This is a genomic window from Myxococcus sp. CA051A, assembly GCF_013336705.1.
Lineage (GTDB): Bacteria > Myxococcota > Myxococcia > Myxococcales > Myxococcaceae > Myxococcus > Myxococcus llanfairpwllgwyngyllgogerychwyrndrobwllllantysiliogogogochensis.
Genome location: NZ_JABUMS010000017.1, coordinates 147,107 through 164,275 on the forward strand (window position 1 = coordinate 147,107; position 17,169 = coordinate 164,275).

Here is a 17,169-nt window from a genome sequence, read left to right on the forward strand (position 1 = left end):
CCGTGGCGTTGGGGATGCGCTGTTGACCATGACAGTCCCATGGCACTCGCGCCGGGCCGGGCCGCCTTGGGCGCGTCATCCCCCGACGTTATGCTTCAGCCATGAGTGAGCATGTGTCCCGAGTCATCGTCGCGCGGCGGTTGTCGCCAGAAGGCTTCGCACCGTTTGGCGATGTGGTCTCCGCGGGGCTCGCGCCGGGGGCGCTGGCGAATCAGGGGACGGCGGTGCGGTTCGACTGGTCCGCGAGGCTGGAGAACGCGCGGGACTCGGCGAAGCCGAACCTCGCGGTGTTCCGCTCGGTGCCCCAGGGGCTGCCCTTCACGGTGAAGCTGCTGGAGCATCATCCGTATTCGAGCCAGGCGTTCCTCCCCATGCGGTGCGAGCGGTACCTGGTGTGTGTCGCCCCGAGCGCGCCCGAGGGTGGGCCGGACGTGGAGAAGTTGGAGGCCTTCGTCTGTGGGCCGGGGGAGGGCGTGAACTACCACCGGGGCGTGTGGCACCACCCCCTCATCGCGTTGGATGCGCCGGCGGAGTTCGCCATGCTCGCCTGGGAGGACGGGAGCGAGGGGGACTGCGTGGTGCGGCAGTTCGCGGAGCTGGCGAGGGTGCGGGTCCAGGTCGACGACTGAGGCTATCATCCGGCCTCCCTTGGGTTTTGGGACTGGAGGCTCCGGATGGGACAGCAGACGGATGTCATCGTCGTGGGCGGTGGGCTCGCGGGGCTCGTCGCGGCGACGGAGCTCGCGGACGCGGGCAAGCGCGTCACGGTGGTGGACCAGGAGGGTGAGCAGAACCTGGGGGGACAGGCGTTCTGGTCCTTCGGTGGGTTGTTCCTGGTGGACTCGCCGGAGCAGCGGCGGATGGGCATCAAGGACTCGCATGCGCTCGCGCTCGAGGACTGGATGGGCACCGCGGGGTTCGACCGCGAGGAGGACCACTGGCCCCGGAAGTGGGCGGAGGCCTTCGTCGACTTCGCGGCGACGGAGATGCGCCCGTGGCTGCATGCGCAGGGCATGCGCTGGTTCCCCGTGGTGGGCTGGGCGGAGCGCGGTGGCTACGGCGCGGTGGGGCACGGCAACTCCGTGCCTCGCTTCCATGTGACGTGGGGCACGGGGCCGGGAGTGCTCGCGCCTTTTGTCCGGCGCGCGCAGGCGGCGCGGGAGAAGGGGACGCTGACGTTCCTGTTCCGGCACCGGGTGGACGAGCTGCTCGTCGAGGCGGGGGCGGTGGTGGGGGTGCGGGGGATGAAGCTGGTGCCCTCGGACGTGGAGCGTGGGGTGAGCAGCTCACGGGAGACGGCGGGGGACTTCGAGCTGCGGGGCTCGGCGGTGGTCGTCACGTCGGGAGGCATTGGCGGCAACCACGAGCTGGTGCGCAAGAGCTGGCCCGAGCGCATGGGGCCCGTGCCGAAGTTCATGGTGCAGGGTGTACCGGCGCATGTGGATGGTCGGATGATTGCGATTACGGAGGCGGCGGGTGGACGGCTCATCAACCGCGACCGCATGTGGCATTACACGGAGGGGTTGAGGAACTGGAACCCCATCTGGCCTCGGCACGGCATCCGGATTCTTCCGGGGCCCAGCTCGCTGTGGCTGGACGCGACGGGCAAGCGGCTGCCGCCGCCGTTGTTCCCGGGGTTCGACACGCTGGGGACGCTCGAGCACATCCTGAAGACGGGGCATGAGTATTCGTGGTTCGTGTTGAACCAGTGGATTTTGAAGAAGGAGTTCGCGCTCTCGGGCTCCGAGCAGAACCCGGACCTCACGGGGAAGGATTGGAAGGGCGTGCTCAACCGGGCCGTGGGCAAGAAGGCGATGGGGCCGGTGGAGGCGTTCAAGGAGCACGGCGCGGACTTTGTCGTGGCGAACGACTTGCGGACGTTGGTGGAGGGGATGAACGCGAAGACGGAGACGCCGGTGCTCGACTTCGCGACGGTGGAGCGTGAGGTGCTCGCGCGGGACAGGCAGTTGGACAACCCGTTCGGGAAGGATTTGCAGATTGCGGCGATTCGACAGGCGCGGGGGTATCGCGGGGACCAGTTGGTGCGCACGGCGAAGCTGCACCGCATCCTGGACCCGAAGGAGGGGCCGCTCATCGGCGTGAAGTTGAATGTGCTGACGCGCAAGACGCTGGGAGGGTTCGAGACGGACCTGTCCGGCCGGGTGTTCGGGACGCAGGGACAGGTGATTCCCGGCCTCTATGCGGCCGGCGAGGTGGCCGGGTTCGGTGGAGGAGGGGTGCACGGGTACCGGGCGCTGGAGGGCACGTTCCTCGGCGGGTGCATCTTCTCGGGGCGGGCGGCGGGCAGGGCGCTGGTGAAGACTGTGTAGACCGTGTGGGGCCCGCGGCGGTGTCTCCGCCGTGGGCCTGTCAGGCGGTGTCGTCTGGGAGGAGGGTGCGGAGGAGTTCGTCGTCGTGGCTGAGCGGGCGCCAACCGGCGGGTGGGGGATTGGCGAGGAGCGCATCACTGGCCTGCCGGACACGCTCTTCATGAGTCAGAGGGCTGTAGGCGGACCATCGGCCCAGTGCCATGGCCGCCTCGAATCGATTCGCGTCGTCCAGCACCCCGGGCCAACCGTCTGGGAAGGCTTCGGCGAGTTCTCGCGCGAGGACATCGCGCACGAAACGAGTGACCTGCTTGCGCTGCTCTGCTTCGCCGAGCAGCCCGCTGAGAATCTGCACGGCGGCAACGTCCTCCTGTCCCAGTTCATCGGCCAGTTCGTGAAGGGGAATGGCTGGGCGTGCCTCGGCGAAGGCGGTCAGGGTGTCGTAGCCCTTCGCACGGACTCGCTCATAGAGGCGCGCCTTCACGTCGCCCCGCCATGCTGCTCCGCCGCTCATCTGCCCCTCCCTGGAGTGAAGTTCATCGAGATTCTATAGTCCCGCATGTCCTTCGCGACGAGCTTCAGGATTTCGTTTCGAGTCAACAGTCGACGAGTTCTTGTTTCCGCATCGAACAGGGTTTTCATGACCAGCCTGTTCCATTCACCCGGCCAGATGCGACCCAGTTTCCAATTACCACCGCCGTGAATGGCCTCGTGATGGGAGCGCTCCAGTCTCACGCAGAACTGGTCGATGTTCATGTCTCCCGTGAAGCCGCGCTTCTCGAACCACTCCCGGTGCTCTTGCGGCAGGACGTGATGTTTCGGCGCCTCGGACATGCCGGCCCCGGTCCTGTTCGTCACGTGCATGCCGCGCACCTCGGGTGAGTCTCCCAGTGCCTCACGCACGCCCTTGGGCAGTTCCTGGTTCGTCTGCGCCATCCACACGTGTCCCGCGCTGGTGCGGACCGCCGCGCTCACGACGGGCGCGGAGATGACTCCCGCCTGGACGAGCCTTCGCATCATCTCCACCCACTCGGCGGAGACGACGAGTTGTTGGCCGGCCATGATTCCGCCAGGGCCCATCACCAGTCGCGCTCCCAGCGCGACGGGCGCAGCGGGCGGTAGCCTGGGAAGTGACATCTTCAGCGCGGAGACGAGCGCGAGCATCTCGATGAACTGCGCCGTCGCCACCACTTGCCCTGTACGCTCCATCGCCATCCGCGCACCCTCGCGAATGGAGTGGAACTCATGGGTCAGTTGCCCCATCAGCACGGGCATGGCTGTCGCCGTGGCCTCCACGCGCGCCTGCTCCCGCGAGGCGAGAGCGCCCAAGGCTGGCTCCAGCAGGTTCCACACGCGGTCCATGTCCACGAGCAACTGCTCCACGCTGTAGTAAGGGCATTGCTGGAGCACGACGCTCACGAGGTTCAGGAAGTCGAGCCAGGTGGCGAGCAGCATCGTGCCGGACAACGCGGCCTGGAGCCGAGGACCCGTCATCCGGAGGATGCCAAGCTCCATGTCCGCGTCTTCCACCAAGCTGGATTCAGCTGTGAGAGAAGTGATGCTCCCGAGTGCCCCACGGAGCCAGGGCAACTGTCTTGCCCCGTGGTCGAAGTAGCGGATGAAGAGCCTGCCATGCCCACCCAGCTCTCGCGTGCTCGTGGCGAGCCTGGAGATTGCTCGGGCTGTGTCTTCCGTGGAGCTCCGCACTTCGTCGACCGCGGCCAGGACCGCTTGTCGTGTCAGTGCGGCGTTCTGCTGCCCACCACCCACGGCTCCTGACACGGTGTTCGAATCTGTTCCACCCTCGCGGTGCCGCACGGCGTCCAAGCCCAAGCCCATCGAGGCGGGTGGAGGCCCGTTCAGCGCTGTGCGACGTGCATGGAACGCGTCCAACTCTCTCTGGGATGAGGAGGACTGGGAAGCGCAGCTCGTGGTCAACAGGACTGCGCTCAACATCAGGGCAAGAGTGCGCATGGGCACTTCGACCCTATCAACTCGGAACGACACGCCTCCCTCCGGCCGAGCAGCGCACGTGGTTCGAGCCCGGCATCAGTGCCCTGGGGAGATGCCCTCGTGCTCCCGGCAGAGCAACTGGCTGTCCTCGCGCGACAGCGGGTCCTGCGTCAGGCCGCAGCGGAAGCGCCCCGCGCCTTCTCGCTGGAAGTGCTTGCAGGTGCCGCACGCGCCGAAGCTGCGCTGGGCATTCGCGGCCTGCAACGCGCGCAACAGTTCCGTGAGGGACTCATCGAGCGCCGCGCCATCACCGGGCAGCCCCGCGAGGGCCCGCTTGAAGAGCTCGGGTGGCAGGGCCTGCTTCAGCACCGCGCGGCCGGCTTCCGTCAACAGCAGGTGGATGACGCGCCGGTCCTCCGTATCTGCCTGCTTTCGCAACAGTCCCTTCTCCTCCAGCAGCAGGAGCGTCTGGGACACGGTGCCCTTGGTGAGCCCCAGGTACTCCGTCAGCGCCGCGGGCGTGTTGCTGTAGCGGTTGCACGACTGCAGATAGCGCAGCGCCTGCAGGTGCACCGGCTGAAGCCCGTGTGGCAGCCCCGCTGCCCGTTCCTCCGTGCGGAGCAGGTTCCCGAGTCGCTCGAGCAACACGTAGAGGCGGTCGGCGGCCATGGATACAAAGGTATCGTGTCGATACCGACTTGACAAGCAATGAGGGCGGGCGCATTTAGTATCGAGTCGAAACCAATAGACCTGCCGCACAACCCGTTGTCCCCAGGAGCACCCCATGACGACGCCCCTCATTGCCCCTGTTGGCCCCGCGAATACGCCTGCTGCTTCCGAGCCCACGCTCGCCGCCCTGAAGGCGAAGTTCGGGATGGTCCCAAAGATGTTCTCCACCTTCGCTCACTCCCCCGCGGCGCTCGATGCCGTGGCGGGCTACTTCAACGCCATGGGCGGGGCGAAGCTGTCGCCGCGTACGCAGGAGGCCATCGCCATCGCGGTGGCGGAGCTGAACCGTTGCACCTACTGCCTCTCCGCGCACACGGCGCTGGCGAAGGGGCACGGCGTGAAGGCGGATGAGCTGACGGGCTTTCGCACCGGCCGTTCGGCGGACCCCCGCGAGCAGGCCATCCTGGACCTTGCCGTCGCCATCGCTCGCACGCGGGCAGCGGACGTGGGCCCGCAACTCGCGCAGGCACGCAAGGTGGGGCTGAGCGACGCGGAGTTGGTGGAGGTGGTGGCCGCCGTCGCGCAGAACGTGCTCACCAACTACCTCAACGTGGTGGCCGGCACCGAGGTGGATTTCCCCCGCGTCGCCTGAGCCGTCACTCACCGGGCGCTGGCAGGGTCGAGGCGCCCGGGGCTTCCGCCACGTTGAGTCTTTCAAGCTCGCGGTGCAAAGCGCGTCGCCCGTGAAGCCAGACCTGTATGCTGATGGAATTGACGCACTGCGAGCGCCGCTTTGCTTGCCATCGGGACGCAGGTCCGTTGTCTCCGAACGTACCTAATGCCATGTCAGGTCTCTCCTCGAGTGGTCCGCACCCGTGAGCGCATTGCCTCGACTGCGAGAATGAGGTCAGGCCTCGCGAGCGCGGACGAGTCGCCAGGCGAGAGACGAGACCAGACCGGCGAGGGCGGCCTTGAGCAGCCCTCCAGGGATGAATGGCACGAAGCCCTTGTGGAAGGCCGTGGCGAAGTCGAGCGAGGCCACCACATGGAGCCAGCACACGCCGATGACCAGGATGACGAGCTGTCCCCCGAGGAAGAGGGGCACCGCTGTCCTCGGGCGCCGGTCGTAGGCTCGACGCGCCGCGAGCCCCACGAGGAAGGCCGCGGGCAGGAAGCCCACCAGATAGCCGCCCGTCGGACCGACGAGCGCCCCCCAGCCGCTGGCCGCCTTCGCGTAGAAGGGCAACCCCACCGCCCCCAACAAGAGATAGGCGAGCTGCGCGGCCACGCCACGTCCAGGCCCGAGCGCGGCGGCTGTGAGGACGACGGCGAGCGTCTGCCCCGTGATGGGCACCGGTGAGCCCGGCACCGAGATGGCGACCTGCGCGAACAAGGCGGTGCAGAGCGCCGCGCCGAGGACGAGCGCGGCCTCCTGGGCGCGCGTGCGCACGAAGAGGTCTGCCAGGACGCGGTTCGGTGGAGGACTGGCGTCCGCGCTCACCGCCGACCCACCAGCGAGGAGTGCGAGCCGCGTGACGACGCGGAGGGGAGTGGAGACACGGACCGATGCTCGGTGAGGACGGACGGCGATGCAAGGAGGCGAAGCGTTCCGCGCCCGATGTTTCAGGGCGTGCAACCCGAGGCGAGGGGCACCCTGGTCCTCTCGATTCGGGGCGACGCGTTTCTTATGGGCCCGCGGCGGGCCTACTTGCCGTAGCCCGCGCTGCGCACGTCGGTCAGCTTGCCGTCGGTGAAGACGGCCACCTGCATCAGCCGGTTGGGCCCGAAGTTGTATGTCCATTCCTCCACCTGGACCGTCACCGTCTGCGTGGTGGAGGACTCCTCCTTGCCTTCGCGCACCCTGTTCCGCGTGGACGTCGACTCCTCCCGCGTGTGCTTGCTCATGGGCTCCCCGCACTTCATGAGCGCATCGGACTGAGAGGCGCCATCCGAGATGAGCTTGTTGCCACAGCGCAAGGTCGCCGCTTCACCAGAGAAGGGCACGATGAGGCAGGCGAGGACGAGGCCAGCGAGGAGGGTACGCATGCGAGGCGGCTCCAACAATCGGGGGGTGCGCGACCGACGCCTGCGTCCGGAGGATATTCACGGCCGCGCGGAGATTTCGCGCGAGGCCGAGCTTCGCCCCCGTCCCGTCATCTTCTTCGGCGTGGTCCGAGAGGACGCTCCCGCCGGCTGGAGATAGCCCTGCATCAACGCGCACAGCTCGTCGAGGAACGCCTCATTGGTCAGATAGTCGGGACGGTCCGCCACCGCCTTGATGCAGAGCGTCTCCACCGAATGCACCAGGACGAAGACCGCCATGTCCAGGTCCTTGGGACGCAGCTCCTCGGCCCTTGGCGCGAGGAAGGCTCTCACCAGGCGGAACAGCCGCTGCTCGTGCGGGTCCACCTGCCCCAACTGCCGCATCCTCGGCGCCAGTTCGTGCAGCACCTGGTGCAGCCGGGGGTTCTCCAACTTCGTGGTCAGCAACTGGCGGACCAGCGCCCGAATCGCCTGGGGCAATGGCTGGCTCGCGAGTCGCACCAGCTCCGCCTCGAAGCCCGCGAGCGAGCGCGTGCGATGCCGCTCCATCACCGCCATCACCAATCCCTCCTTGCTCGGGAAGTATTGGTAGAGCGAACCGATGCTCACCCCCGCCTCGCGGGCGATGCGGTTGGTGCTCGCGGCCTCATAGCCATTCTTGACGAGAACGCGAGCCGCCGCCGTGAGGATGGCCTCACACGTGGCCTGCGCCCGGTCCTGATGGGGCTTCCTCCGACGGGAAACAGGGGGACGGCGCGGCATGATTCCTCCTCCACGAATGTGAGCACCGACGCGAGTTGCGAACGTGAGTCCTAGCTCACATTCTGGACCCATGCACATCGCTTCGACATCCCCCGCTGTCTCCCCCGCGCCCACCTCGGGTCCCTTCCCCTACGAGGGCCGCCGGGCGCTCATCACCGGCGCGTCCTCTGGCATCGGCGAGGCCTTCGCCCGCCTGCTCGCGGCGCGGAAGATGAACCTGGTCCTCGTGGCCCGCTCGGAGGACAAGCTGCGCGTCCTGGCCGCCGAGTTGATGAAGCAACACGCCGTCCAGGTGGAGGTGCTGAGCATGGACCTCAGTCACGAGGGCGCCGCGCGCCAGCTCCATGGCCAGTGTCGCGAGCGCGGCCTGCACGTGGACCTGCTCATCAACAACGCCGGCTTCGCCACCCACGGCGCCTTCGAGGCCGTCCCCCTGGCCCGACAGCATGAGCAGGTGATGCTCAACGTCACCGCGCTCGTGGATGCCACCCATCTGTTCCTGCCGGACATGGTCGCCCGAGGACTCGGAGGCGTGCTCAACGTGGCCTCCATCGCCGGCTACCAGCCCCTGCCGTACATGGCCATCTACGGCGCGACGAAGGCGTTCGTCCTGTCCTTCACCGAGGCGCTCTGGGCGGAGAACCGCGAGCGGGGCGTGCGCGTGCTCGCGCTGTGCCCAGGGCCCGTGGAGACGTCTTTCTTCGACGTGGTGGGCACGCGCCAGGTCGCGGTGGGGCCGACCGCCACCGCCGAGCAGGTGGCCCTCGCGGGACTCCGAGGCCTGGAGCAGGGCAGGCCCTCGCTCATCGCCGGCTGGCGCAACTGGTTCCAGGCCAACATGCCTCGCTTCGCGCCGCGAGCCTTCACCGTGCGCGTGGCCGCGGGGATGCTGAAGCCCCGTGACGTCGCCGCGCTTCCTGCTCGCTCCGTCTAGGGCTGACGCGGACGCAGTCGCAGGCGCAGCAGTTGCTCGTCTCCACGGTCGATGACCTCGGAGACCTCGAACACCTCGCCCGCCACTTCCACCCTCTGGCCCGCGCGCACGCGCACGTGCTGCTGCTCTGGCGGAACGACTCGCGAGTCGTAGATGAAGAGGGCGGCGGTGGGCTCACGCGCGCCCGCATCGGTGTCCTCGGGCCAGAAGTTGCCCGTGGCCAGACTCAGGTGCGGCGTCACCTGGAGCGGGCCGTGATTCTTCGTCAGGGTAATGGTGCCGGGCTGCTCCGCCGGGGAGGGCGCCACCGCGGGCGTCTCACGCGCGCACCCGGACAGCACCAGCCCCAAGGCCAGTGCCAGTCCGGTCCACCCGCGCGTGCCCGGCGCCCGTCGAATCACTTCGTCGGGTTGCTGTTGGCGTACTGGAAGGACTCACGGAACTGCGCCTCCGTGAGGACGACGTCCGGCGTGCCGGCGCCCCACGGGTTGCGCAGCGTCACCGTGCCCGCCTTGGTGTCCACACCCGAGACGAAGTACTCGTGGTCCGCCACCAGCGTGCCGTTCTTGTAGAGCGGCTTGTCGGTGCCGTCCGGCAGGTCGATGAGGCCGAAGAGCTTGATGTCGTCGTGCGTGCCCGCGGTGATGGCCTCTCCCGCGTTCAGCCGCTTCTCCAGGTCCGCCAGCGTGGCGCCGCCGACGTCGAGGCTGCTGCTCTTCTTGCCCGTCATCGCCTCCATCGCGTTGGCGCTGTTGCCGTGGACGATGTTGGGGTAGCCGCCCTTCCACTGGGCATAGGCCTTCTCCACGAGGGCCGGCCACAGCTCCGCCTTGCCGTTCTCCTGCGGCGTCGCGGCGTAGGCCGGGTTGCCACCGGAGTTGAGCGGCAGGTCCGGGGTGACGGTGATGGTCACCGGCTTGCCCTTGTCCTGGAAGGTGACGTTGTAGTTGCCGGACGCGTCCGGGCCCTTGACCATGTTCTCGATGAGCGCCGGGTTGGCGCGCGCAATCGCGCCCATGGAGGTCATCAGGTAGCAGTCACCAATCTGCCCCTGCTGCACGTCGTTCCAGTGCGCCTTGGTGCCGTCGGTGCCCGCCTCGAAGACGCTGCCGTTCTTCACCGGGCCGTAGGTGACGTTGGTGTCGAGCGCCTTCGGGTCCTTCGTCTTGGGGCTCTCCGCGCCGCTCGCCTGGCTCGTCTGGCCGAGCGCGGTGGCGAACTGCTCACGGCGGCTGGGCGGCAGCATGCCGTCCTGGGTCCGGGCGCTCGCCCATGCGGGCTGCTGCTCACGGACTTCCTGCGTCTTCGCCTGCGGCCGGACCGTCTCGGTGGCCTGCGGGACGGGCTGGGTGACGCGGGACCCTTCATTCCCAATCTTGAAGCTCATGGATGCTCCCCCTCGGAACAGCGGAATCTGAAGATGGACTGTCGCCCCCCAAGGGCGTCAGTGGATGTCTGGATTGTCGCGGCGGCGGCGCCAGAGTTGCGTCGCGCCCGCACTATGCGTGTGGCACTCAGCGGACCTTGAGGTGGATGGCGGGCTCCTTGCCCTCGGCGCCGCTGACCTCGAGGATCTCCAGCGAAGCCCCGTCCACTTCCACCACCTGGGACGCATGGACACGCACATGGTCCTGCTTCGAGGGAGACGTGCGGGTGTCGATGATGAAGAGGCCCGCGGTGAGCTGCTTCTCGCGGCCCCCCTTGGCCTCCACCTCCTCGGCCCAGAAGTTGCCGCTGGCGAGGCGCAGGTGCGGCTTCTCCGGCAGCGGAAGGGGCCCCTGGCCCTTGATGAGTGTGATGGTGTCGGATGCCATGACTGTTTCCCCCGTTCGTCAGGGCGCGCGGCCCGCACGCAGCGGTCCTCGCGCTGGATGATGTCCGTGGACGCTACCACGGGCCCCTGCGCGGGCCGTATGGTCTTGACTGTGAGTATGTGTGGTTTGGGGTGGCCCCAGGGCGCGGTGCGTCATGCGTGGGGCACCGCCCGCCTCAAGGTGCGGAGACCTTCAGGTGCTTGCGTGAGTAGTCGATGAAGGCACGCAGCTTCGGCATCGCCTGGAGGCGACTGGGGAAGTAGAGGAAGAGGCCCGGCGTGTCGGGGCAGAACGATGCGAGGACGCGTTCGAGGCGACCTGCCCGGAGGTGCTCGGCCGCGAGCGGCTGGGCCGCATAGGCGAGCCCGAGTCCCTTCACCGCTGCGTTCAAGTTGAGCGCGGAGTCATTGACGATGACGGTGCCCTGCACGGCGATTTCCAGCGGCTGTCCCTTGCGCTGGAACTGCCAGCGGTACAGCGAGCCGTCGCCGGAGCGGTAGTTGATGCACGTGTGCGCGCGCAGGTCCTCGGGCTTGCGAGGGCGCCCATGGCGCTCGAAGTAGGCGGGGGCGCCGAACACCGCGAAGCCGAAGGGCGGCGTCAGGCGCACCGTCACCATGTCCGCTTCGACGAACTCGCCCAGCCGGACGCCCGCGTCGAAGCCCTCGTCGACGATGCGGCTCAGGTGGTCCGCCGCGTGGATTTCAATCCGCACGTCCGGATGGGCGGCACAGAAGCCCGCGAGGATGGGCTCGATGACGTGAGGAATGACGGCGCGAGGGATGTTGAGTCGGAGCAGGCCGCTGGCCTTGCCGCCCAGCGAGCGCGCGGAGTCGAAGGCGGCGAGCAGCTCGTCGACGGCGGGTGTGGCCCGTTCGAGGAAGCTCCTGCCCGCCTCGGTGAGCCCGACACTGCGAGTCGTGCGCGTCAGCAACGCCACGCCCGCGCGAGCCTCCAGCGCGCGCACAATCTGGCTCACCGCGGAGGGAGAGATTCCCAGCTCCGTCGCCGCCGCGCGAAAGCTGCGCAGCCGCGCGACGCTCAACAGCGTCATCACGCCGTCGAGCTGGTCCTTCTTCATTGTGAAGCCTGGATGCATGACCTGTGCTGGTTAATGTGGATTATCCAAACAGTCCAGCGTTGCTACTCGTGAGGGCCTCACCAGGATTTTCCTTGAGAGGTGACGATGACGACGCGGGATTCGAAGGACTCCGTGCGGTTGGAGCGGAGGACGTTTCTGACGGCGGCGCTGGGGAGTACGGCGGTGCTCGCGGCGGATGTGGCGTGTGGCTCGCCGGTGGGCGTGGCGCCCGTGACTGGCAGGAGGCGCTTCGAGAACAAGGTGGTGCTCGTCACCGGCGCGACGTCCGGAATCGGCCGGGCAGCGGCCATCGCCTTCGCGGCCGAGGGCGGCAAGGTGGCCTTCTGCGGTCGCCGGGAGAACCTGGGCCAGGAGGTGGAGCAGCTCATCCGTCAGGCGGGCGGTGAGGCCACCTACTACAAGGTCGACGTGAGAGATGCGGACGCGGTGCGGACGTTCGTGGACACGGTGGTCCAGCACTACGGCGGGCTGCATGTCGCGTTCAACAACGCGGGCATCAGCATGGCCAAGGGGCTGCACGACATCTCCCTGGAGGAGTGGAATGACCTCTCGGACACCAACGTGCGCGGCGTCTTCGCGGCGATGCGGGCGCAAATCCCTCACATGCTGAGTGGGGGAGGCGGGAGCATCGTGGTGACGTCCTCGGTGCAGGCGTTCGCCACGCGCAAGGGCAGTTCGGCGTACACCGCGAGCAAGCGCGCGCTGGTGGGCATCATCCAGGCGGCGGCGCTGGAGTACGGCACGCAGGGCATCCGGGTGAACGCGCTCTGCCCGGGCACGGTGGACACACCGCTGGTCCGGCGGCAGATGGGCGCGGAGAACATGCCGGAGGAGCAGTTCCAGGAAGCGGCGGCCGCCTGGGCTCGCGTCAACGTGCATGGACAGCAGCGGCTCGCCACGGCGGCGGAGGTCGCGGACGCCGCGCTGATGCTCGCCTGCGACGACCATCCCTATCTGACGGGCTCCGCCTTCGTCATCGACGGCGGCATGACGCTGGCGCTGTAGGCGCGGGCTGTCAGCGGGTGCACGGCGGCGCGACATCGCGCTTGCCGTGCCCGGTGACGAGGGGCTTGGCTGCCTCCATGCGCATCCGAGAGACAGCTTCGATGAAGAGACGCCGCGCGCGATGGGCCCGAGGCTCGGGCACCGGGGAGGGCTAGTCGCGTGGCGACGGTGTCCCTGGAGGACGTGCGCAAGGTGTATCGAGGGGGCGTGGCCGCGGTGAAGGGCGTGACGCTGCACATCGCGGACGGTGAGTTCGTGTCCCTCGTCGGCCCGTCCGGCTGTGGCAAGTCCACCACGCTCAACATGATTGCCGGACTGGAGGAGCTGTCCGGCGGCACGCTGCGCATCGATGGCGAGGTGGTCAACGGCATGTCGCCGAAGGAGCGCGACATCGCCATGGTGTTCCAGAGCTACGCGCTCTATCCACACCTGGACGTGGCTCGCAACCTGGCCTTCCCGCTGGAGGTCGCCGGGCTGTCGCGCGCGGACATCGAGGCGCGGGTGCGCGAGGTGGCCTCGGTGCTCGGGTTGGAGGCGCTGCTGTCGCGACGGCCGAAGGAGCTGTCCGGTGGGCAGCGGCAACGCGTGGCCCTGGGACGCGCGCTCGTGCGACGGCCGAAGGTGTTCCTGTTCGACGAGCCGCTGTCCAACCTGGACGCCGCGCTGCGCACGCAGATGCGCGGTGAAATCAAGAAGCTGCACGAGCGACTCCAGGCCACGTTCATCTACGTCACGCATGACCAGTCGGAGGCGATGACGCTGTCGGACCGGGTGGTGGTGATGAGCCAGGGCGAGGTGCAGCAGGTGGCTCCGCCGCGCGAGCTGTATGACGCGCCCGCGAACCTGTTCGTGGCGGGCTTCTTCGGCTCTCCGCGCATCAACCAGGTGAAGCCCGGGACCCTGGGCCTCGCGGCCGAGGACGTGGTGCTGGGGCTTCGTCCCGAGCACCTGGTGGTGACGGCTCAGGGCGACGAGTCACCGGGGGCGCTGACGGGGCTCGTGTATCTGGTGGAGCCGATGGGCGCGGAGAGCTGGGTGACGGTGGACGTGGCGGGTGAGCAGCTCGTGGCCCGTGCACCCGGTGACTTCCGCGCCGCCTCGGGCACCCCCGTGTCCCTGCGCTTCGATGCCTCGAAGCTGCGGCGGTTCGACGCGAAGACGGGGCGTGCGCGGGCTTCGGAATAGGTGCCTGGCGCAGCTCACCCGGTTGACGTCGAGCGAAGGGGCTGTGCCTGGTGCAGCTCCAGGACGACGTCCCCTCGCTCGTTGATGACCGCCAGCGAGCCATCCCCTCGAATCACCCGGGATTGCCCATTGTAAAAGGGCTCCACCGCCACGAAGCGAGTGGCATAGAGAGGCTCGCCGGCCCTGTCCACATGGTGCCACCCACGAAGGTCCCTCGCCCGCGCGAAACCCTTGTGGAACACATCCAGGTCCTCGAACCTGTGGCCGTTCAACGGTCGGCCATCCCGGTCAATGTGCAGATGCAGGCCAGAGTCCTCTCGGACGACCGCGAAACCCTCGCGGAAGTCTCCGGCGTAGCCGTACCGCTCGCGATAGACAGGGCGGGATTCTTCGTCGAAGTGGAAATAGCGTCCCTGGCGCTCCCTCACCGTGCAGCGACCTTCCTGGAAGTTTCCGCACCAGGAATAGCGCGCTTCCGTCAGCGCGGAGCCATCCACGCGAACATGGAAGGCGCCCTCGGGAGACTCGACAGCGGCCCGTCCTTCGTAGAAGCCAAACGTGCGCTGGAAGCGATGTGCATAGGTCGCGCGTCCGGTGAGGTCGATGTGGAACGCGCCAGTCTCATCGCGCACCGCGGCGAGCCCTGGTGCATGGAAGGAGAGCACTTCCGTGAAGCGGACCGAGTAGAGCGGCAGATTGTCCTGGATGTGATGGGTTCGCTCTGGCGCGACGCGGGTCCGTGTCCAGTCGCTCATCGCGCCGCCTCGGCGGGTTGGCGCATGTTGCACCCTTTGCACAGAGCATGGTCCTGATAGGTGGCCAGCAGTCGCTCGTAGGCGCTCCCGGACCAGATGTCGTGCAGCGTGGCTTGATGCAAATCGCCGAATGCGCCGAGCGTCCTTCGCTCCTTGTCTGGGGCACAGCAAGGGTCGAAGCGACCGAGCGCGCTCACCCAGGCTTCTTTCCCCAGGAAGGGGCAGCGTGCTCCTGGCGCGAGGTCCACGACGGCCGCGGGGTCGAGCCTGTGGAAGTTCTCCAGGAGCACCGTACTGCCATCCGGCAGGGGATTCTCTCGGGCCGCGTTGATGGCGTCGCGAACGGCTTCATTCCACCGTGAGATGGAGTCCGGGCTTCGACGGAGCGAAAGGGGCTTGAGTTGCTCGAAGTGGGCCCACAGATGATGCCCCTTCACGCGATTGACCCCCAGGCTGGCCGCAAGTCGAACGATGTCGGCCAGTTCCCCTACGTTGGTTTCGAGGAAGGTGAGCTGGAGCGTCACCCGGCACGAATGCCCTCCGTTGCGGACATGTTCATCCCGGACGGCGATGAAGGCCCGGACGTTCTCCAACACTCGCTCCCAACGAACCCCCGGCATCACCGCTTCCTGGGTCCGCTTCGAGGCTCCATTCCACGAAATCTTCACATCGGAGGTGATGGGGACCAGCCGCCGCGCCCACTCACGAGCGCCCCTCCGGGGGAAGGTTCCATTGGTAGTGAGGTTCAGCAAGACGCCGTGCTCCATGCACGAGTCGATGAGGTCGTCGAAGTGCGCGTACAGCAAAGGCTCCCCCATGGTGGACGGAATGACTTCACGCAGTGGGGTGTCCCTGCTGTCCTCCAGGATGCGGCGAAGCAGGTCGATGGGCATGCGCCGTTTTGGAGTGCCCGCCCGTTCGCGTTCTTGTTGGGTTTGGCTGTAGGGCGAGTGCTCTTCGCACATGATGCAGTGGAGGTTGCAGTCGTCCGGGTTGGTGTCGAAGGTGATTCTCCAGGGACCCGGCCGCGTGGGAGTTCGTGCCGCACGCTGTTGCCGGATGACGCCCGCGTACAGGGCTTCAATTTCCTGGGCGTGTTCCCGCATGTCGGGCACATCGCCGTGCTGGGACTGAAGGTACCCTCGCGCCCCAAGACGATGCGCCAGGTCGGGCTCATCGACCATGCGTTGCAAGGCCCGTGCGAGTGATGCGGGGTCTCGATGCGAAAAGAGCAACCCATTCAATCCATCCTGGACGTACTCACGCATGCCACCGGTGTCCGCGGTGACGACCGGGACACGAGCTTGGAGAGCTTCGTGGATGACGAGCGGAGAGTTCTCCACCCAGATGGAAGGCACCACGATGGCATCCACGTGGTTGAAGACATCGCTCACGATGTCCGCATTGCGGTACTCGGGACGCCATTCCACCCGAGAGGACAGGTCTCCTGGGAGCGAGCGGGCGATGGCTTGGAGCGCCCCTGTGTTCGCTCCGCGTGGTCGGCCCCAGATGCGCAGCCGGACGCTGCCCTGGAGCCGACCAAAGGCTTCGAGCAGTTGGTGGATGCCCTTGGCTGGGATGTGCGTGCCGATGTAGCCCAGGACGAAATCTGGCTCAGCCCTCCTCTGGCGATTCCGAAGACGCGAATGGTCGAAGCCATAGTCAAGGTAGGTGAGCTTCGAGGCCGGAATGCCGAACTCGTCGCGGAATCGCGAGAGCAGATAGCGGGAAGGCGCGATGAAGCGGGCAACGTCAGAGACTCGCTTCCGCACATGCTCCATGCGGCGGTGTACCCAGCCCTCCCAATAGTGAAGGTCCTCTTCCTGCTCTTCGGGTGCGCCCGAGATGTAGCGGGAATAGCACCGCGCGGCGCACTTCCGGTCCTCCTGCCCATCGCATGACGCCCAAAGGTTCGAGGGGTCTTTGGGATGCATCTGCATGAACTGCCCACGAGGGCACATCAGCCAGTAGTCATGCAGGGTGTAGACGATGGGAACCTGCTGGGTGGCTGCGACCTGAATGAGCGAGGTGGAAAGGTGGTTGAGGTGACCCACATGGATGACGTGGGGCCTGAAGTCCTCGACGACCTCCTGGAAACGCTGGTCGACCCCCGCGTGCTGGTAGCGGTCTCGGCTGTTGGGCATGTTGACGAGGTGGAGCCGGATGCGCGGGTCATCGGGGTCCGACTCGCTCGACATCACGTAGTCTGGCGCGAAGGGGTTCTCCTGGCGCGTGAACACTCGAACTTCATGGCGGCCCGCCAATGCGTGTGCGAGAGCCTGGGTATACACCTCAGAGCCCGCGTTGAACCGCATGGGATAACCATGGATGACTTGCAGAATGCGCACGGCAGCTCCTTCTGGGTGCCGCCGGCATTGCGCGTGGCCCTCAAGCCTTACTTCGGGCAGTGCGTGGGGCGCGAGCAGGGGTCTTCGCCGGCTTGACGGACGACCCGCACACGCTCGTCACGAGCGACCACCGACCCAGTGGTTGTCGTGCGAGTCGGATACCAGCCCAAGGCTACGCCGGTGAGAGGCGTTGCCTCGCTGTCGGCATGGGTAGATGTTGTGTTCCGGATGGTTCTGGCGCGCGCAACGCGTCAGGAATTCATGAGGGCACG

General features: G+C 67.3%; 18 protein-coding genes. 6 read left to right on the forward strand and 12 right to left on the reverse strand.

What is annotated here, in order from left to right:
- The first annotated feature begins 113 nt into the window (after positions 1-113).
- Both HUA74_RS36220 and HUA74_RS36225 read left to right on the forward strand, forming a co-directional pair.
- On the forward strand, positions 114-629 hold the full coding sequence (locus HUA74_RS36220) for an ureidoglycolate lyase (RefSeq protein ID WP_371817359.1): 516 nt from the start codon (positions 114-116) through the stop codon (positions 627-629).
- 45 nt (positions 630-674) lie between these two features.
- Positions 675-2,330, forward strand: a complete 1,656-nt coding sequence (locus HUA74_RS36225; protein WP_174458223.1) for an FAD-binding dehydrogenase — start codon at positions 675-677, stop codon at positions 2,328-2,330.
- 40 nt (positions 2,331-2,370) lie between these two features.
- Here the strand turns inward: HUA74_RS36225 and HUA74_RS36230 are convergent, their stop codons facing one another.
- From HUA74_RS36230 to HUA74_RS36240, 3 genes are all read right to left on the reverse strand, one after another.
- Positions 2,371-2,841 carry an NUDIX hydrolase gene (locus HUA74_RS36230; RefSeq protein WP_174458224.1) on the reverse strand — a complete coding sequence of 157 codons (471 nt, stop codon included), beginning with the start codon at positions 2,839-2,841 and terminating at the stop codon, positions 2,371-2,373.
- Positions 2,838-3,842, reverse strand: coding sequence for a DUF2380 domain-containing protein (locus tag HUA74_RS36235; protein WP_371817360.1), 1,005 nt, complete (start codon positions 3,840-3,842; stop codon positions 2,838-2,840). Before HUA74_RS36235 ends, HUA74_RS36230 begins: the two co-directional genes overlap by 4 nt.
- Positions 3,843-4,376: 534 nt before the next feature.
- Entirely contained in the window at positions 4,377-4,949 is a 573-nt protein-coding gene (locus HUA74_RS36240) for a MarR family winged helix-turn-helix transcriptional regulator (RefSeq protein ID WP_174458226.1), read from the reverse strand.
- A gap of 115 nt (positions 4,950-5,064) precedes the next feature.
- On the opposite strand from HUA74_RS36240, the gene HUA74_RS36245 reads away from it, so the two are divergent.
- Positions 5,065-5,601, forward strand: a complete 537-nt coding sequence (locus tag HUA74_RS36245; protein WP_174458227.1) for a carboxymuconolactone decarboxylase family protein — start codon at positions 5,065-5,067, stop codon at positions 5,599-5,601.
- Between the two features lie 255 nt (positions 5,602-5,856).
- Here the strand turns inward: HUA74_RS36245 and HUA74_RS36250 are convergent, their stop codons facing one another.
- From HUA74_RS36250 to HUA74_RS36260, 3 genes are all read right to left on the reverse strand, one after another.
- Complete coding sequence (locus HUA74_RS36250; RefSeq protein WP_174458228.1) at positions 5,857-6,450, reverse strand: biotin transporter BioY; 594 nt, start codon at positions 6,448-6,450, stop codon at positions 5,857-5,859.
- A 203-nt stretch (positions 6,451-6,653) separates the two neighbouring features.
- Complete coding sequence (locus tag HUA74_RS36255; protein ID WP_141646765.1) at positions 6,654-6,995, reverse strand: DUF2845 domain-containing protein; 342 nt, start codon at positions 6,993-6,995, stop codon at positions 6,654-6,656.
- A gap of 57 nt (positions 6,996-7,052) precedes the next feature.
- A complete protein-coding gene (locus tag HUA74_RS36260; RefSeq protein WP_174458229.1) occupies positions 7,053-7,754 on the reverse strand; it encodes a TetR/AcrR family transcriptional regulator in 702 nt (233 codons plus the stop codon).
- A 70-nt stretch (positions 7,755-7,824) separates the two neighbouring features.
- On the opposite strand from HUA74_RS36260, the gene HUA74_RS36265 reads away from it, so the two are divergent.
- A complete protein-coding gene (locus HUA74_RS36265; RefSeq protein ID WP_174458230.1) occupies positions 7,825-8,688 on the forward strand; it encodes an SDR family oxidoreductase in 864 nt (287 codons plus the stop codon).
- Here HUA74_RS36265 and HUA74_RS36270 read toward each other — a convergent pair.
- The 4 genes from HUA74_RS36270 to HUA74_RS36285 form a co-directional block, all read right to left on the reverse strand.
- The gene (locus HUA74_RS36270) at positions 8,685-9,089 is read right to left on the reverse strand and encodes a hypothetical protein (protein WP_174458231.1); all 405 of its coding nucleotides are present in this window, start codon (positions 9,087-9,089) and stop codon (positions 8,685-8,687) included. The two genes, HUA74_RS36265 and HUA74_RS36270, sit on opposite strands and share 4 nt — an antisense overlap.
- A complete protein-coding gene (locus HUA74_RS36275) occupies positions 9,086-10,075 on the reverse strand; it encodes a C2 family cysteine protease (protein WP_174458232.1) in 990 nt (329 codons plus the stop codon). The genes HUA74_RS36270 and HUA74_RS36275 overlap by 4 nt, the downstream gene beginning before the upstream one ends.
- Positions 10,076-10,202: 127 nt before the next feature.
- Positions 10,203-10,502, reverse strand: coding sequence for a hypothetical protein (locus HUA74_RS36280; protein ID WP_141646760.1), 300 nt, complete (start codon positions 10,500-10,502; stop codon positions 10,203-10,205).
- A gap of 175 nt (positions 10,503-10,677) precedes the next feature.
- Positions 10,678-11,583, reverse strand: coding sequence for a LysR family transcriptional regulator (locus HUA74_RS36285; protein ID WP_217443656.1), 906 nt, complete (start codon positions 11,581-11,583; stop codon positions 10,678-10,680).
- Positions 11,584-11,688: 105 nt separating this feature from the next.
- On the opposite strand from HUA74_RS36285, the gene HUA74_RS36290 reads away from it, so the two are divergent.
- The gene (locus HUA74_RS36290; protein WP_174458234.1) at positions 11,689-12,609 is read left to right on the forward strand and encodes an SDR family NAD(P)-dependent oxidoreductase; all 921 of its coding nucleotides are present in this window, start codon (positions 11,689-11,691) and stop codon (positions 12,607-12,609) included.
- A 159-nt stretch (positions 12,610-12,768) separates the two neighbouring features.
- Positions 12,769-13,794: an ABC transporter ATP-binding protein gene (locus tag HUA74_RS36295; RefSeq protein ID WP_174458235.1), complete on the forward strand. Its 1,026-nt coding sequence runs from the start codon at positions 12,769-12,771 to the stop codon at positions 13,792-13,794.
- A 14-nt stretch (positions 13,795-13,808) separates the two neighbouring features.
- Here the strand turns inward: HUA74_RS36295 and HUA74_RS36300 are convergent, their stop codons facing one another.
- Entirely contained in the window at positions 13,809-14,549 is a 741-nt protein-coding gene (locus HUA74_RS36300; RefSeq protein ID WP_141646756.1) for a WG repeat-containing protein, read from the reverse strand.
- Positions 14,546-16,789: a glycosyltransferase gene (locus tag HUA74_RS36305; RefSeq protein ID WP_371817361.1), complete on the reverse strand. Its 2,244-nt coding sequence runs from the start codon at positions 16,787-16,789 to the stop codon at positions 14,546-14,548. The genes HUA74_RS36300 and HUA74_RS36305 overlap by 4 nt, the downstream gene beginning before the upstream one ends.
- Positions 16,790-17,169: the final 380 nt, after the last annotated feature.

Excerpts from the sequence above, each read along its gene's own strand:
- HUA74_RS36275 (WP_174458232.1), bottom strand. The coding sequence starts at position 10,075 with ATGAGCTTCAAGATTGGGAATGAAGGGTCCCGCGTCACCCAGCCCGTC.
- HUA74_RS36260 (WP_174458229.1), bottom strand. The coding sequence starts at position 7,754 with ATGCCGCGCCGTCCCCCTGTTTCCCGTCGGAGGAAGCCCCATCAGGAC.
- HUA74_RS36235 (WP_371817360.1), bottom strand. The coding sequence starts at position 3,842 with ATGGAGCTTGGCATCCTCCGGATGACGGGTCCTCGGCTCCAGGCCGCG.
- HUA74_RS36225 (WP_174458223.1), top strand. The coding sequence starts at position 675 with ATGGGACAGCAGACGGATGTCATCGTCGTGGGCGGTGGGCTCGCGGGG.
- HUA74_RS36300 (WP_141646756.1), bottom strand. The coding sequence starts at position 14,549 with ATGAGCGACTGGACACGGACCCGCGTCGCGCCAGAGCGAACCCATCAC.
- HUA74_RS36240 (WP_174458226.1), bottom strand. The coding sequence starts at position 4,949 with ATGGCCGCCGACCGCCTCTACGTGTTGCTCGAGCGACTCGGGAACCTG.
- HUA74_RS36280 (WP_141646760.1), bottom strand. The coding sequence starts at position 10,502 with ATGGCATCCGACACCATCACACTCATCAAGGGCCAGGGGCCCCTTCCG.
- HUA74_RS36265 (WP_174458230.1), top strand. The coding sequence starts at position 7,825 with ATGCACATCGCTTCGACATCCCCCGCTGTCTCCCCCGCGCCCACCTCG.
- HUA74_RS36255 (WP_141646765.1), bottom strand. The coding sequence starts at position 6,995 with ATGCGTACCCTCCTCGCTGGCCTCGTCCTCGCCTGCCTCATCGTGCCC.
- HUA74_RS36245 (WP_174458227.1), top strand. The coding sequence starts at position 5,065 with ATGACGACGCCCCTCATTGCCCCTGTTGGCCCCGCGAATACGCCTGCT.
- HUA74_RS36230 (WP_174458224.1), bottom strand. The coding sequence starts at position 2,841 with ATGAGCGGCGGAGCAGCATGGCGGGGCGACGTGAAGGCGCGCCTCTAT.
- HUA74_RS36285 (WP_217443656.1), bottom strand. The coding sequence starts at position 11,583 with ATGAAGAAGGACCAGCTCGACGGCGTGATGACGCTGTTGAGCGTCGCG.
- HUA74_RS36290 (WP_174458234.1), top strand. The coding sequence starts at position 11,689 with ATGACGACGCGGGATTCGAAGGACTCCGTGCGGTTGGAGCGGAGGACG.